The organism is Spirosoma sp., assembly GCF_048594605.1.
In the GTDB taxonomy this organism is placed as follows: domain Bacteria; phylum Bacteroidota; class Bacteroidia; order Cytophagales; family Spirosomataceae; genus Spirosoma.
In genome coordinates, this window is sequence record NZ_JBMDWV010000099.1 from 25071 (window position 1) to 41618 (window position 16548).

Annotated in this window: 11 protein-coding genes; 6 read left to right on the top strand and 5 right to left on the bottom strand. The window is 48.8% G+C overall.

All coding sequences use genetic code 11. From position 1 onward, the window contains the following. Positions 1-30: 30 nt before the first annotated feature. Together ACOJS8_RS05635 and ACOJS8_RS05640 are read right to left on the bottom strand one after the other, a co-directional pair. A complete protein-coding gene (locus ACOJS8_RS05635) occupies positions 31-1698 on the bottom strand; it encodes a RagB/SusD family nutrient uptake outer membrane protein (protein WP_420147556.1) in 1668 nt (555 codons plus the stop codon). Positions 1699-1712: 14 nt separating this feature from the next. Beyond that, the gene (locus tag ACOJS8_RS05640) at positions 1713-4793 is read right to left on the bottom strand and encodes a SusC/RagA family TonB-linked outer membrane protein (protein WP_420147557.1); all 3081 of its coding nucleotides are present in this window, start codon (positions 4791-4793) and stop codon (positions 1713-1715) included. 464 nt (positions 4794-5257) lie between these two features. On the opposite strand from ACOJS8_RS05640, the gene ACOJS8_RS05645 reads away from it, so the two are divergent. Genes ACOJS8_RS05645 through ACOJS8_RS05655 form a run of 3 tightly spaced genes read left to right on the top strand, consistent with a single transcriptional unit; the run spans position 5258 to position 8823 of the window. Next, on the top strand, positions 5258-6913 hold the full coding sequence (locus ACOJS8_RS05645; protein ID WP_420147558.1) for a glycoside hydrolase family 28 protein: 1656 nt from the start codon (positions 5258-5260) through the stop codon (positions 6911-6913). Positions 6914-6933: 20 nt separating this feature from the next. After that, complete coding sequence (pelA, locus tag ACOJS8_RS05650) at positions 6934-8025, top strand: pectate lyase (RefSeq protein WP_420147559.1); 1092 nt, start codon at positions 6934-6936, stop codon at positions 8023-8025. Positions 8026-8061: 36 nt separating this feature from the next. Further along, a complete protein-coding gene (locus ACOJS8_RS05655; protein ID WP_420147560.1) occupies positions 8062-8823 on the top strand; it encodes a rhamnogalacturonan acetylesterase in 762 nt (253 codons plus the stop codon). 48 nt (positions 8824-8871) lie between these two features. Here the strand turns inward: ACOJS8_RS05655 and ACOJS8_RS05660 are convergent, their stop codons facing one another. Next, positions 8872-9261, bottom strand: a complete 390-nt coding sequence (locus ACOJS8_RS05660) for a hypothetical protein (protein WP_420147561.1) — start codon at positions 9259-9261, stop codon at positions 8872-8874. 112 nt (positions 9262-9373) lie between these two features. Then, positions 9374-10129, bottom strand: coding sequence for a class I SAM-dependent methyltransferase (locus ACOJS8_RS05665; RefSeq protein ID WP_420147562.1), 756 nt, complete (start codon positions 10127-10129; stop codon positions 9374-9376). Positions 10130-10610: 481 nt separating this feature from the next. Here ACOJS8_RS05665 and ACOJS8_RS05670 point away from each other — a divergent pair, with 481 nt between their 5' ends. After that, a complete protein-coding gene (locus ACOJS8_RS05670; protein WP_420147563.1) occupies positions 10611-12737 on the top strand; it encodes an alpha-galactosidase in 2127 nt (708 codons plus the stop codon). A gap of 90 nt (positions 12738-12827) precedes the next feature. Next, the gene (locus ACOJS8_RS05675; protein ID WP_420147564.1) at positions 12828-15017 is read left to right on the top strand and encodes a glutamine synthetase III; all 2190 of its coding nucleotides are present in this window, start codon (positions 12828-12830) and stop codon (positions 15015-15017) included. Positions 15018-15064: 47 nt separating this feature from the next. Here ACOJS8_RS05675 and ACOJS8_RS05680 read toward each other — a convergent pair whose 3' ends face one another. Beyond that, on the bottom strand, positions 15065-15940 hold the full coding sequence (locus tag ACOJS8_RS05680; protein ID WP_420147565.1) for a polysaccharide deacetylase family protein: 876 nt from the start codon (positions 15938-15940) through the stop codon (positions 15065-15067). 384 nt (positions 15941-16324) lie between these two features. On the opposite strand from ACOJS8_RS05680, the gene ACOJS8_RS05685 reads away from it, so the two are divergent. Further along, positions 16325-16548, top strand: a 224-nt coding sequence (locus tag ACOJS8_RS05685) for a hypothetical protein (protein WP_420147566.1), incomplete at its 3' end; no start/stop codon positions are given.

A 16548-nucleotide genomic window follows, 5' to 3' on the forward strand; every position in this document is an offset into this window, starting at 1 on the left:
GAATTGAACCGTTTTAATCTATTTTGAAAATTAATACCCAGGATTTTGCGCAAACTCACCCTGATTCAAATCAAGCGCGCGGGTTGGGATGGGTCTCAAAATCTTGTTTTGTCCACCAACGCCCTGGAACGGATCGACGCCGTTGTTGTACCATTTGTTCACGTCTTTGTTGTACTTACGGGCGCGGGCAATCAGCGTACCCGTGCGTTTCAGATCGAACCAGCGATGGTATTCACCAACCAACTCGCGGGCCCGTTCGTCCAGAATGTAATCAATGGTTACGTCCGATGGGGTAATCTTCATGGCCGCTTCGGCGCCTGGTTTAGCTGCTCTGCGCCGAACCTCGTTGATTCGTTCGGCCGCTGTAGCCGTGTTGCCAGCTTTAAAATACGCTTCAGCCGCAATCAGATAGGTTTCGCCTAATCGGGCAACGAAGAAATCGCGGGTGCTGGTCGTTGGACCAAACTGTGCCGATGGATCGTCAAACTTTTTGACCGTAGGGGTGAAATTGTCCAGGGTAACGGTCTGGCTGGCTTCCCAGGCGGTGCCCACATTTGGGTACACGATGGTGTTGTTCCGGCGAGTGGGATCGGCAGCCCGCCAGGCGGCAATGTCGGCGGCACTACTGGCCCATTTGGGAGCGTAGTAGTACTTCACCGTCAGTGTGTTACGTTCGTTAGCGCGGGTATAGTAGTCGTAATAGCGCTGGTAATACGTAATCATGAACGTAGCGTCGAAACGGGCGTCGTTCTGCGTAAACAGATCAAATACGTACATTGTTGGGGTAAGCGTATACGTACGGTATGGATAGCCCTCTACGGCACCCTGACCGCCCATGTAGGGGCCAAAATAAGCCGCCTGCGTGTTGCCGCCCGTGGTAGCTGTTGGTAACGACGTAGCATCCCATTGAATCGAAAATAGAATTTCCGAATTTTTCTCGTTGCCCGGATAAAACAGTGTTTCGAAGGACGTAGTAAGCGTTTGCGAGGCAATGGCCGCATCGGCATACGTAGCAGCCGTTTTGAAATCGTCGGCACCGGCGAACGTTTCGTAACCGCGAGTCAGGTAAATTTTGGCAAGCATGTGCCGAACGGCCCGTTTCGTGACGCGACCAAAGTTGGGCGTTGTTTCCGGTACCAGCTCCAGCGCTTCGGTCATTTCCTTGATAACAAAATCGTAAACCTCCTGCGCCGTATTCCGCTTGAACGATTCGACCGGAGCGGTGAAGCGATCCGTTACTATACTGACTCCGCCAAAGGTTTGTACCAGCAGAAAATAATCGTAAGCCCGCAGGAACTTCATTTCACCCTTGCGTGCCCCCAAAGTTGATACGTTGGTCGTTTTATCGTTGAAATACAGAGCCGTATTGATAAGCTGGATGGACTTGTACACGTTCGTGTAAAACGTTAGCACTTCCGGGTCATCAGGTATCAGGTTCCGGTATTCGCTCAGCCCCTCAGGCTGCGTAGAGCGCCCCGTTACGTACATGTCGGTACCGGCGCAGAACACCCAGGGCTGCGCATAGACAGTACGTAGCGACGAATAGGAAGCATTGATTAATTTTTCGTAACCTTCGTTGGTCGCATAGTATTGATCGGCTACGACATTCGATTTATTCTGCTCTTCCAGAAAGTCATTGCAGCCACCTGCCGAAAGCAGCAGACCGAGTAACAGACCGGCAATTTTTATAGTCTTCATAGATTGTGTCTCGATTAGAATTTGAGGTTCAGGCCAAACTGATACGTAATGGTGCTGGGACCGGTGTTATTGACCGAACCCGTAGTTGTGTTCGAAACTGACGAGCTGGTCGTTGGATCGATACCGCTGGCGTATTCGGGGTCGAAACCGTCATATTTCGTCCAGACAAACGGATTCAGTACGTTAGCGTATACGCGCAGGCTCCGGATACCGACTCGCTGGAGCAGGGTCGAGGGGAGCGTATAACCCAGCACGATGTTCTGCACTTTTACGAACGATACGTCCTTGTAGAAGCCGACGCCATTGACACCCGTCCAGTATGGACCTATGTTGTTGGGCTGTGGATACGTATTGGATTGGCGTGTTGGCGTAACCTTATTGGCCGACATGTAGTAATCCGTGTAGAGTTTGTCCGTACCGCGGTCGGAGTAGTTCAGAAACTGGCTGTGGAACGCGCTGAACACCTGGGCGCCCTGGCGGGCAAACATCGACGCCGACAGATCAAAGTTTTTGAACGTCACCTGGGTTGAGAAACCGCCCGTCCATTTCGGATCTTTCTGGCCGATGATGGCGCGGTCGTTGGAACTACTGATTTTACCGTCGTTGTTGAGGTCTTTCACCTTTGCCTGGCCCGGCGACTGACCATATTTGAGCGCCTGTTCGCGCTCGCTTTCCTGCCAGATACCATCAAATACGTAGGTGTAGTTAACGTTTATCGGCCGCCCGATGAACCACCAGTTACCCACCAGATCTTCTTTTTTATCGAGCAGATCGACGATGGAATTTTTGTTACGGGAGAACGTAAAGGAGGTATTCCACAAGAAGTTTTTGCCCGTTACGTTCACAGTCCGCAGGGAGAATTCAATCCCTTTGTTACGTACCGAACCTACGTTATCCTTGATGGCTGTCCAGCCGGTTTCGATCGGAATGTCGCGGTTCATCAAAACACCTTTCGACAGTTTATCGTACAAATCGATCGTACCGGAAATCCGACCGTTCAGGAATGCATAATCCAGTCCCAGGTCAAACTCGCGGGTACGTTCCCAGGTGAGTGATGGGTTTGGCAGGCGGCTGGGAGCGTACCCAAGCGATACCGTTCCGCCGTAGTCATAAAAAGCCGGATCGCTCAGGGTCATCTGACTTTCGTACGGGAAGATGTTGTTATTGTTGCCCGCAATCCCGGCGCTGAAACGGAGCTTCAGTTCGGTAAGGTAACTCGCCGATTTGAGAAAATTTTCGTCGGAAAGTTGCCAGGCAACAGCCGCCGATGGGAAGGTCGACCATTTATGGCCATCGGCTAGTTTCGAAGAACCGTCCCAGCGGGTTGCCAACGTAGCGTAGTACTTGCCTTTGTACGCGTAGTTCAGACGAGCCATGTACGAAATGATTGAGAACTGGCTGAAGGCGCTGATCGCTAACTGGCGATTGGTGGACGAACCCAGATTATAAAATGACGAATTGAACGGCAGGTCGTTCACCCGCAGACCGTCGCTTTCGAAGCGATCTTTCTGCATACTGTACAGACCCGTTACGGTAAAGTTGTGGTCGCCGATGTTTTTCCGAATCGTGGCAATATTGTCGAAAATATAGGAAAGCGACTGCTGATTGCTCCGTTGTGCATCCGGCAATAAACCTTCGCCGACGCCCGTCAACGAACCCCAGTAGCGGCCATTACGCTCAAAATTCATACTGGGCGAGAACGTCGATTTCAGCTCAAACCAGCTTACCGGCGCAAACTTCAGGTAAAGATTTCCGACGCCAAATACCCGGCGGGTGTTGTTCTCTGTATTCGGGATTTCGAGTAGCGGGTTTACCGTACTGGTTACGCTTGAGATGACCGAACTACCCGGAACCGGAATCTGGCCGGGCCGGAAAATCAAATTGCCATTGTCGTCGTAAGGCTTAAAAATCGGTGCCATGTTAAAGGCATTCCGAACAGCGTCGTCGCTACCGCGCTCGGTTTGGGTCAGGGAGAAGTTTACGCTCATACCCGCCGACCACGTATCGTTGATTTTACCGTCCAGACTAGCTTTGAAATTGTATCGGTCGAGGTCTTCGTTCAGCAGGTTCCCTTTCTCTTTCTGATAGCCGGCACCAATCAGATACTGAATGGTGTTTTTGTCGCTGGCGCCGGAGAAGGTCAGCCAGTGGTTAGCCTGCGTACCAGTACGTAGCACCAGGCTCCGCCAGTCGGTATAATCATTGTTCGCTACGCGCTGCTGAATGAGCGGATTATCGAGTGAGCCAATTGTATTGGTATAGTTAGTACGTCCGGCAATCAGCTCCGGCGAAATGAAAGTATTCTGGCGATATTCCCACCACTCCGGGCCAGTCATAAAACGCGGCATACGCGCCACTTCGCGGATACCCACGTAGCCATCATACGAAATGGTCGAATGGCCTTTCACCGAGCCACCACCTTTCGTCGTCACCAGAATTACCCCGTTCGATCCGCGCGATCCATAAATCGCTGTCGATGCCGCATCTTTCAATACGTCCATTTTGGCAATATCCTGTGGATTCAGGAAGTTGATATCCGGTACGATCACCCCATCGACAACGTAGAGCGGTTGCCCACCTGCGAGCGAGTTCTGCCCACGAATCTGAACGGAATAATTGCTTCCGGCCCGGCCCGATCCTGCCGAAATATCGACCCCGGCAATTTGACCCTGTACGCCCTGTAATGGGCTCACCGTACCCCGTTCGGCAATGGTACGTCCTTCAATACTTCCAACAGCCGTAGCGACCTCGGCTTTGCGCTGTGTACCATAGCCGACCACCACCACTTCATTCAGGGATTTCGTATCGGTTTTCAGGACAATGTCCAGCATCGAGTTATTGCCCAGGGGGAGTTCCTGAGTAAGGTAGCCGATGTACGAAAAAATCAACGTAGCGTCCTGTCCGGTAACGGAGAGGTTGTATTTTCCATCGGCATCCGTTGTCGTACCCTGTTGAGACCCCTTCCGGACGATGCTTACGCCGGGCAAAGCACCCCCCTGTTCGTCGGTGACTCTCCCTGTAATCTGCCGCGTTCCCTGTGCCTGTGCCGCGACCATTACCAGGAGCATAAAAAAAGTAAATAAGACGTGTTTCATAGAGCCTGAGATTGCTAATTTTTCGAGAAAGAATAAGTTGACAAGTCGCTCGGTTTTTAATGATTATTTAACAAGGCTATACCTGAATAAGCATTTTCTCAAGGTATTATTTGACTATTTCTGCGCAATCGTTCCCGGGAACGATTGCAGTTTGGCCATTTTCAAGAAGATTCTGGCTTTTTGTAATTGAACAGCAGCAAGCGGGGCATACAAACGTAGCACGTTAAGGTTGTGGAGAATTGGATTATTCTACGATCGAAGGTTTTTCGATCTTATGCAGAAGAGCATGGAAAATGCAGCGTCGGTATATTTTTTAAGCATCAAGTTACTTCTGATTTTACTACCTCTGGCAACGTTACCGGGAACGATTGCGTAAAAAGAAGCTCTTTTCTCGTTGTTTAAGTCAATTTGTTCGTCAAAATTCAATACAAAATTGAGCAGCCCGGCTGCTTTCATGAACCGACATGACGAAAAACCTGACCCTGCTGAGCGCAGCCGCTTTTGTATTAATCAATTCATCAGTACAGGCCCAGACGCCACCGATTTATAGCTGGACCAACCTGCCAAAAATTGCTCAGCCAACCTTTCGGAAAGATACCGTCAACATCCTGAAATACGGAGCTAAAGCCGACGGTGTTACGCTGAACACCAAAGCCATCAACGCAGCCATAGTCGCCTGTAGTCAGAAAGGAGGGGGCGTTGTCCTGGTACCGAGCGGACTGTGGATAACAGGGCCCGTTGAATTGAAAAGTAACGTCAATCTGCATCTCAAAAAAGCCGCTACGTTGCTCTTTACGACCGATAAAAGCCAGTATGCGTTGGTGGAAGGCGTTTACGAAGGCAAGCGGGCCGCGCGTAATCAGTCGCCTATTTCGGGAATAAATCTAGAGAACGTAGCCGTTACGGGCCAGGGTATTGTAGACGGCAATGGCGACGTATGGCGGGCTGTGAACAAAGGGCAACTTACTGAGAGCCAGTGGAAAGAAAAGATAGAGTCGGGGGGCGTTTTGAAGGACGATGGCAAAGTCTGGTACCCAAGTGAGCAGTTTAAGCGGGCGAGTGTAGAGGGCAAAAGTATGCTGCTGGTAGCGGGAAAATCACCACAGGATTTTGCCGATATTAAAGATTACCTGCGGCCAAATCTGGTGGTGCTGACTAACTGCAAAAAAGTCCTGCTGGAAGGCGTTACGTTTCAGAATTCGCCCGCCTGGTGTTTGCATCCGCTCATGTGCCAGGATCTCACCATTCGGAACGTAACGACCAAAAACCCAGAGTATGCGCATAACGGCGATGGCATGGACATCGAATCCTGCAAAAACTTTCTGATTGAAGGGTGCACGCTCGACGTTGGCGATGACGCAATCTGCATTAAATCAGGCAAAGACGAAGAAGGCCGTAAACGCGGTATGCCGACCGAAAACGGGGTAATCCGTAACAATACGGTCTATAATGGACACGGTGGTTTTGTAATCGGTAGTGAAATGAGCGGAGGAGCCCGTAACCTGTTCGTCTATAATTGCACATTTATGGGAACGGATAAAGGGCTGCGTTTCAAGTCAGTACGTGGCCGGGGCGGAGTAGTCGAGCATATTTACGCGAAAGATATTTATATGAAAGACATTGCCGGAGAAGCCATTTTCTTCGACATGTATTACTTCGTGAAATTCGCAACGGACGGCGAGCGCGATGAACGCCCGGTAGTGAACGAAGGTACCCCCGTATTCCGGGACATGAAATTTGAAAACATCGTCTGCAACGGTGCCGAAAAGGGTGTATTCATTCGCGGCTTATCGGAAATGCCCATCAAAAACATTACGTTGGCGAATATGGTCCTTCAAACCGATAAAGGAGTTGAACTGACGGATGCAAGCGGGATTCATCTGGACAATATCCAGTTGATCACCAAGAGCACAAAGCCCGTCATTTTTGTAGACAACAGTAGCAATCTTACGTTCAATTCCATCCAGTATAATCCCAAAGCCGAGCTTCTTTTCGATATCAATGGAGAACGTAGCCAGGGCATTAAGGTGACTAATACTGATACAACAAAGGCTACTACAAAAGCTTCGTTCAACAAAGGAGCTGTGGAGAAACAGTTGATGCTGTCGGCCGCTAAATAAACCTTGTTAAATACGGTAAAATGCTGAATAATTGGCAGATGATACGTAGTAGGGAAGAAGCAATCGTTACTGTGCGGATGCTTGTCCGTATCTCGTTAGTGTCCATTCTACCTTTTATAGGATTCATCATCAGTGCAACGGCGCAGGTTCCTGTCGATTCGGTGTCGGAACGGATGCTGTTGTACCAACGTAGCAACGGTGGCTGGCCCCAGCCCGGTGGCGATCCGATAAACTATAAGCGGGACATAACGCCAGCGCAACAGCAAACCCTCATCGCTGAAAAATCAAAATTCGACGCGACCATCGACGACCGATCAACAACCCACGAAATCAATCACCTGATTGCGTCGTTCAACCAAACGAAAAATGAGAACTACCGTAAAGCGGCCGAACGGGGGATAGCGTACCTGCTTTCTGCTCAGAATACGGCTGGGGGCTGGCCGCAGTTTTTCCCCGATTCGAGTAGCTATCATGGGCAGATCACCTACAATGATCAGGCAATGGTCGATGTGCTCTGGGTGATGGATCGTGCCGCTCATGGAACCGATGGATTTAACGTAGTGGACAACGTATTAAGAGAACGCGCACGGGAAGCCGTCAATCGTGGCGTGCAGTGCATACTGAAAACCCAGTATCGACAGCAGGGAAAATTGACTGCCTGGTGCGCTCAGCACGACCGTCACACGCTCCAGCCCGTAAAAGCCCGCGCGTTCGAGTTGCCTTCACTGAGTGGAAATGAGTCGGTCGGAATTATTCAGTTTTTAATGCATCTGGATAACCCTTCGCCAGCAGTAAAACAGGCGATTCAGGCCGCAGTAGCCTGGCTCGAATCCGTCAAAATATCCGGTATTGCCGTTAAAACATTTACCGATCCGAGTCAGCCGAAAGGGCGAGACCGAGTCGTGGTATCGGACCCGACATCTACACTGTGGGCGCGGTTCTACGACCTCGATACAAATCGACCCTTCTTTTGCGGTCGTGACAGTGTGAAGAAAGATAAACTCGCCGACATCGAAAACGAACGGCGTGTTGGCTATGCGTACTACGGCACCTGGCCCGCCAGGTTATTGACAATCGATTATCCGAACTGGCTAAAAAAGTGGGGTAAGTAGAATCAGACAGTACTGTGAACGTAACAAAATACAAAAATGAATCGCCATCGTTTTCTCAAAACCGCTACCTGTCTCAGTCTGACATCGTTGCTGGCATTTACGTCCCCGCCCAATAAAATTACCGTTTACCTGATCGGTGATTCAACGATGTCGATCAAGGAGAAAAAAGCGTATCCCGAAGCTGGCTGGGGCATGCCGTTCGTTTATTTTTTCGACGAAAGCGTAACGGTCGATAACCGGGCGATGAACGGACGTAGCACCCGAACCTTCATTGAAGAAAACCGCTGGCAACCTATCTCCGACAACCTGCGCGAAGGAGACTACGTCTTGATTCAGTTCGGGCATAACGACGAAGTGCCAACGAAAAAAAGCTATACGACTGAAGCCGATTTCCGGGCAAACCTTATCCGGTTTATTACGGAAAGTCGGACGAAGAAAGCAAACCCGGTACTCATTACGCCCGTAGCCCGACGTTCGTTCGACCCGGCCGGAAAAATCCAGGGAACGCATACTGCCTATTCTGAACTCGTGCGCACTGTTGCCCGTGAATACAAAACCCCGATGATTGATTTAGACACCCAAAGTCAGGAGCTTCTGCAGCAATTTGGTCCTGAGACTTCAAAACTTCTGTTTCTCCAACTGGCCCCTGGCGAGCATCCTAATTACCCCGATGGTAAGGAAGATAATACGCATTTCAGCGAAATCGGCGCCCGTAAAATTGCCGAACTGGTGTTAGCCAACATCAAGTCTTTGAATCTTGAACTGGCCGACCGAATCGTGAAGAAAGAAGCTAAATAGCATATGGTAGAGACGTAATACGTTACGTCCCTACCATATGGCAATGCTCTAAATGTTATCGGTACTTTTCAGCGCCCAATAGATAAGAACGGGTTGGAAAAACAAGCGGATAAACCGCTTCCGGTCCGTATCCAGGCCGAAAGCATCCCGCTTGTTGACGTACTGAGAAATATTGCCGGGAAAAACCGCTGTAAAAAAAGCAGCGGCTACTTTTCCTACGGTTTTTTGATGTTCTTCGTCGGTGAACACGAGGCTACTGCCCAACGTGATTTCGGCTATTCCTGAATACACAACCGTATCGTCTTTCGGTAAGGGAATCGGGTCTGGAACCTGTGCCCTGAATTCTTTTCTGGCAAATGTCAGATGGCTGATTCCCGCAAAAATCAACATACTTCCCAGCGCGAGTCTGGCAATATATTTTACGTTTTCTCCCTGCATACTTCCCTTATTTTTAACTCGTTAGCGAGTAGTTTCCAATAACATACCTTAGCGTTCTAACTCTAAACAGTCTAATTAGTTTGGCAAACGGATCGAATTGGTGCAAAGCGAACTAGACTTTTTCCGCTACTATATACGCCTGATGGTCACCCAGTTGATACGGCTGCTTGTCGGTTGAATTATAGACGGCAAGGACATGAAGTCCACAACTGGCCAGCAATCGTTTTACTTCAGATAGCGTATATACGTAGTGCTTAAATCGCTGCTTGTCAATACGTTCGTTTATGGTGTAAGTAAGCTCCGTGACCATGCAGCTCTCGGTTACTACGTAGGAATTATTAATATCGACAGTCAGATCACTGAGTTCGTAGTGGCCGGTTTTAGGAAAATGAGCCAGAACACTTTCTGCGAGCAAACCCGAATTAATAACAAAGCGGGCGCCCGGTTTTAAGGCCGACGATACGTTCCGGACAAAATCGACCATACCTTCATAATCTACGTAACCAAAGCTATTGCCCATGCAGTACGCTCCGTCAAAGAAATGCTCGAATTGAGTTGTTATGATGTCAGCGTGCATGAGCTGAATGGGCAATTGCTCCTTATTGACCTGTTGAGCTAGTTTAGCGATATATTCAGCGGAAATATCGATTCCAGTAAGCTGAAAACCTCGTTTTGCCAGCCCAACAGCATGACGTCCATACCCGCAGGGGGCGTCCAGAATACTCGAACGGGGAGCGCAGTTCAATACGTCCAATAGGAAAGTTACCTCCCGTTCGGTCCATTCTGCAGGAACCGCTTTTTCCCACATTTCGCAATTTAGACCAGAGAAAAAATCTTTATACCACTCGTTATTAACAATTGTGTTCATTGGTTGGAAAGAAAATAACGCCGTAACGCGGATAAAACCGGGACGAAATCAAAATCGTTGGTGTTACCGACGTTGCGACAAGGATGCTTTAGCGATTAGTCAAATAGAAAGCCTGTGAGCACGTAGTGACTCATTCCGGCCATTAAAAGAGCAGACTGAATGTGACCAGATGGGCAACTGAAGCGTAACAAATCAGTCGAGCCGCTGTCGGTCGAAATTCTGGGGAAGGTATGGAAACCCGAGCTGGGGTTTCTTAAGCAATGGTAGGCACCGGCATTTTTGTTTGTGTGCGCTGTAAAGATAAATAACTGTCTGACTAATACGCAACTAGTATTGAGTGAACGGAAGATAAGTAATGATCAGTAGTCAGTAAGTTAAGGCGTTCCGCACTCTTTACAGAGAGTAAATACTTTTTGTCAAATTTATGCGCCGACTCCTTTGCTCTTTCTGCTGGTTGGTAGTCTCTACCGGCTTCGGTCAAATGCAATCTTTGCCCAGTTATAAACCCGCTACGTTCCAGGGTGATTGGTTGGTTAAAGCCGTTATGCAGAAAGCAGGCGTGTTTCAAGCCAACAAAGGCAGAGAGCTGGTACTCTCGAATGGATTAGTAGCACGCCGATTCCGGGTGAGTCCGAATCTGGCAACTGTCGATTATCAGAATCTTTCTACGAATGAACAGTTTGTACGCTCCGTTCGGCCTGAAGCCAAACTGACGCTGAATGGGAGAACGTATCAGGTTGGTGGTTTACATGGCCAGAAAGAACACGCGTATCTGCGCGAAGAGTGGCTTGATAAGTTTGCGGCCGATTCAGCTGATTTTCAGTTTAAAACGTTCGCTGTTACACCCCTGAAATCATATGTGAACTGGCAGCCTCGCACCTGGACAATGAACCGGAGCCAGCCGACAGGCCGGGAATTAACCTTGTTTTTTGAATCAAAACTGCCGGAGCTGCAAGGTGTCAACGTAGCGGTTCACTACGCCCTCTACGACGGCATTCCGGCCCTTTGCAAGTGGCTGACGGTTGAGAATAAAAGCCAGAAATCCATCCACATCAATCAGGTCATCAACGAGATATTGGCGACGCCCGAAGAAGAATCTGCCGTGGTGGGGAAACCCGATCAGATGAAAAAGCCGCAGCGGATTTACATCGAAAACAATTTCGCATTCAATAATGCTATGCGGTACGATCTGTCAGATCAGGCGACGCACTGGAAAACCGATTCGCTTTATACGTCGCAGGTCAATTACAACTACGAAACGCCCTGTCTGTTAGAAGTTTATCCAACGATCGGGATTGGTATAGATCTGGAACCAGCGCAAACATACACATCAATACGTACCTATGAGTTGCTGCTGGATTCGTACGACCGCGAACGTAATGGTCTCGCACGTCGGCGGTTTTATCGGACCGTTACGCCCTGGACGACACAAAATCCTGTTTTCATGCACCTGGTCAGTACCGACCCGGCAACCGTGAAAAACGTAATCGATCAGTGCGCCGAAACGGGTTATGAGATGGTTATCCTGAGTTTTGGCAGCGGCCTGAATATGGAAGATACAGGCGAAGCAAACATCCGGAAATTTAAAGACCTGGCCGATTATGCGCATAGCAAAGGCATTCTGCTTGGGGGATACTCGCTGTTCAGTAGCCGACGGATTGACGACGAAACCGATGTAATCGACCCCAAAACGGGTTTGCCTGATAAAGGCGCTTTCTTTGGACACGCTCCCTGTCTGGCCAGCAGGTGGGGGATTAATTACCTGAATAGTTTAAAGAAATTTATTGGTGAAACAGGTTTCGATCTTCTCGAACACGATGGACCTTATCCCGGCGATGTCTGCGCATCGACCAAACATCCGGGGCATAAAGGACTGGAGGATTCGCAATGGGTACAGATGGAAATGCAGAAAGGATTTTACCGCTTCCTGAACGAGATAGGCGTTTACATTAACGCGCCGGACTGGTACTTTATGGATGGTACGAATAAAATTGCGCTTGGGTACCGGGAGGTCAACTTTTCGCTGTCGCGCGAGCAGCAGAAACTTCTGAACCGGCAGAATATTTTCGACGGAACCTGGGAGAAAACACCGGCAATGGGCTGGGGGTTTGTGCCACTCACCAAATACCAGGGTGGAGGACCCGAAGCCGTACTGGAGCCGCTGAGCGAACATCTTCAGGATTACGAACAACTCATGATGCAATATTACGGTGCTGGTGTGCAGGCCTGTTATCGGGGGCCGCGTTTGTACGATACCGAAGCCACAAAACAGACCGTCAAGCGGGTTATCGACTGGTACAAAAAATACCGCCTTATTCTCAACTCCGATATCGTTCACCTACGTCGACCCGACGGTCGTGACTGGGATGGGATCATGCACGTAAATCCGGGCTTAAAAGAAAAAGGGCTGGTACAGATTTTTAACCCGCTGAACGTAAAAATCAACCGCACCATCAAATTGCCGCTGTATTATACCGGCCTTAGCGAAACCGTTACGATACGTCAGAGCGAAGGGAAAGCCACTACGTATCGACTGAACCGGAATTACGAAGTGGAAATACCGGTAGAAATTGAGCCGGAAAGCTACGGGTGGTGGGTGATTGAGTAATGAGTGATGTTTCCACCGCGACTGGTACCGTATCTAACGCCTTTTTTCCTATGTTTGACTTTTTATTACACTACATTCCTAAGCCAGACAATGTCGAATTTTCGATTCAAAGCTCTTGAAATTGCACAAAGCCGTCAGGCTATATTAGTAACTGCTCCGACCGAGCGTGTTGGTGATTTCTTTGGAAGTAATACGTTCAGCAACGAGGTTATGCGGACTTTGCTCTCAACGGAAGCTTACCTGAAAGTAACAGAGGCTGTCAGCACGAATGGTCAGATTGACCGTAACATTGCTGATGAGGTTGCCGGAGCCATGAAATCGTGGGCAACGTCGAAAGGTGCTACACACTATACGCACTGGTTTCAGCCGCTAACGGGCGAAACGGCCGAAAAACACGATGCTTTTTTTGATGTTGGGGCCGATGGAAAAGCCATTGAAAAGTTCAAGGGAAGTGCCCTCGTGCAGCAGGAGCCCGACGCGTCGTCGTTTCCAAACGGTGGCCTTCGTAATACGTTCGAAGCGCGTGGGTATACGGGCTGGGACCCTTCGTCGCCTGCGTTTTTGATGGACAATGGAGCGGGGGGCAAAACTCTCTGTATTCCATCCGTTTTTATTTCGTATACAGGTGAAGCGTTAGATTACAAAACCCCACTGCTCAAAGCATTAAATGCATTAGACAAAGCCGCTACAGCTGTCTGCCAATACTTTGATCGGAACATTACGAAAGTGATACCAACGCTTGGACCTGAGCAGGAGTATTTTGTGGTCGATCGGGCTCTTTTTTACGCCCGGCCCGATCTGGTGCTGACAGGACGTACCGTATTTGGCCATCAGCCCGCGCGTGGTCAGCAGTTGGAAGATCACTATTTTGGCTCAATTCCTCCCCGGGTCAACGCCTTTATGGTTGATTTTGAGTTTGAATCCATGAAGTTAGGTATGCCAGTTCGAACCCGGCACAACGAAGTCGCTCCAGGTCAGTTTGAAGTAGCTCCGACCTTTGAAGAAGTCAACCTGGCCGTTGATCATAACGCGCTCCTGATGGACTTGATGGAAAAAATAGCCGAAAAACACAACCTGAAAGTGCTTTTTCACGAAAAACCGTTTGCCGGGGTTAATGGTAGCGGCAAGCACAACAACTGGTCGATGGGTACCAATACGGGCGTCAACCTGCTGGCGCCCAGTACGCGACCCAAAGAAAGCTTACGATTCATTACGTTTCTGGTCAATGTAATTAAAGCCGTTCACGACAACGCCGATTTGTTACGTGCCAGCATCGCTTCGGCCGGCAATGAACACCGGCTTGGTGCCAACGAAGCTCCTCCTGCCATTGTATCCGTCTTTCTGGGCGAAACGCTGACACAGGCGCTTAACGACCTCGAAACCAAATCGGAAATAACAATCAACAAAGGGGATAACGTTTATTATAAACTCGGATTAAATCGAATTCCAAGCCTGATGCGTGATAACACGGACCGAAACCGTACATCACCTTTTGCCTTTACGGGAAACAAATTCGAGTTTCGGGCGGTGGGCAGTGCCGCTAATTCGGCGTCGACCATGACGGTGATAAACGCTATTGTGGCTGATCAATTGAATAAGTTCAAAACAGATCTGGACGTACGACTGGCGAAAGGGGAGAAGAAAGAACTGGCAATCGTCGATATATTGAAAGAGTACTACGCTAACTCAAAACGGATTCTGTTTGAGGGAAATGGCTATTCGGAAGAATGGGTTGAGGAAGCGGCTAAACGGGGGTTGTCTAATATCAAATCGTCGCCGGAAGCCCTGGGTGTTTTTGTGCTGCCCGAATCGTTGGCACTGTTTGAACGAACAGGAATTATGAACCATGCCGAAGTAGAATCTCGCTACGAGATCGAACTGGAAAAATACATCAAGAACGTACAGATTGAGTCGCGCGTTATGGGCGATCTGGCAATGAATCACGTCGTATCAACAGCCCTGAAATACCAGAATAAATTAGCTGAAACCGCCCGAAATCTGGTTGAATTAGGGATGGTTGCTGAAGCGGAACCAATCAAAGATATACTGCGCGAAATTTCAACCCGGGTTCTGGTCATAAAAAAAGGAGTTGAGGCCATGATTGAATCGCGAAAAAAAGCCAACAACGTAGCGGATACCGCCGAACGGGCCCGACTTTATGCTACCGAAGTGAAAGATCACTTCGATTTGATACGTTACGAAGTCGATAAACTGGAAGAGATTGTGGATGATGAGGACTGGCCACTCGTAAAATACCGGGAGCTCTTATTTGTCAAATAAAACCATTAGGTCGGCCCGATGGTATCTCAGCGGGCCGACCTATTAAGTCAGAATAGTTTCTCCCGAATTTCGCGCCAGGTGATTAATTGAATCTGCTCTTTCTGAATAATTTCTGCGCATTCAGCGCTTGTGAAAAAATCAAAATCATACTGGCGCCAATCGGCCGCCCAGTAGGGGTGTTCCGTGGTAATGGCCTGCATTTCCGAATTGTTGTAAGCCGGATGCAGAATGATCTCGCTTAGGCCAGGTGACAGATTTTGTAACGTTTGTTTATAAAAAGCCAGCATCCCCGCTTCATAGTCGTTCGGTTCAGCCGAGTACAGGTGATCCACCAGTACGTCCTGGCTGGTGATGTAAGGATGTATGTCATACCCGACCGTGCGTCGAATAAAATCCTGGTTAAGCAGGAGTGGCAATTTGTACTCCCGACTTAACATCAGATAAACCGTTAGAAATTGAGGCTTTGCCACCAGGCTAAACATATGCGAGTCGAGATGGGATGGGGTGATACCAAACTGAATCCCCCGCTCAATCTGAGCCCGAAGCTCTTTTTCAATATCCTCTACCGTAGCGTAACGGATTAGGTTTGCTACGCTATCATGCATAAACCCCTGTTCGTCTACCAGGCTGGGGACCTCGTGGGCTGCCAGAATAGGTCGCCAGCGGTAATGCTTCCATTCGCTTGTCAGGGTAAGATGAATACCGATATCAGCATTCGGTCGGGCTTTCGCATGAGCAGCGCTTTCCGGGAACCACGCACAGGGGACCATAATACTGGCCGAGTTAACTGATCCCGTTTCCAGAGTGGTTATCGTAGCTGCATTCTCTGATTGCGCCAGACCAAAATCATCAGCGTGGATGATCAAAAGTTTTTGCGTTTTGGCATACCCCAGACGCTCCACCAGATTCGTAGACTCTTTCATTTACGTAATAATCACGCACGGTTATGATTTGGATGCCGCGCTTTAGTACCGAACAAGCGAACCGCTCATTTTATACCCTACCGCTTAGTTAATTTCCGGATTTTGATACTACGTCCTCGTGACGTGAGCACAAAAGAGAAGTCTTGCATACTAAATTCACCTAGATAATTTACTAGTGGGTTATTTTGTTTTCGTAGATATTTTATTCTATAGATTAAATATAAATAATGTCTAATTATTAAATGCTAGGTTACCAATAATTGTATTTTGATAATTAAAAGAAAGGATTTCTATTCACATCTCTCTGTTTATTGCTATTTACTCATGATTGAAAATCTTTACTTCTCTTTTCCCCGATCACAGTTTCGTCGCTGTAGCTTTGTAATGAGCATATTTATACTGTGCTGCAGTACACATTTAGCTGCTCAAAAGCTCGATTTTGGGGATGCGCCTGATAGCTACGGTACATTGTTAAGCAGCAATGGCGCACGACATACTCCTTATACCAACGTATACTTAGGTGGCTCATTTGGTGGGAATTACGATGCTGAAACAGACGGTCAGCCAGGCCCCATGGCTGATGGAGATGACTTGCACGATGGGGATGG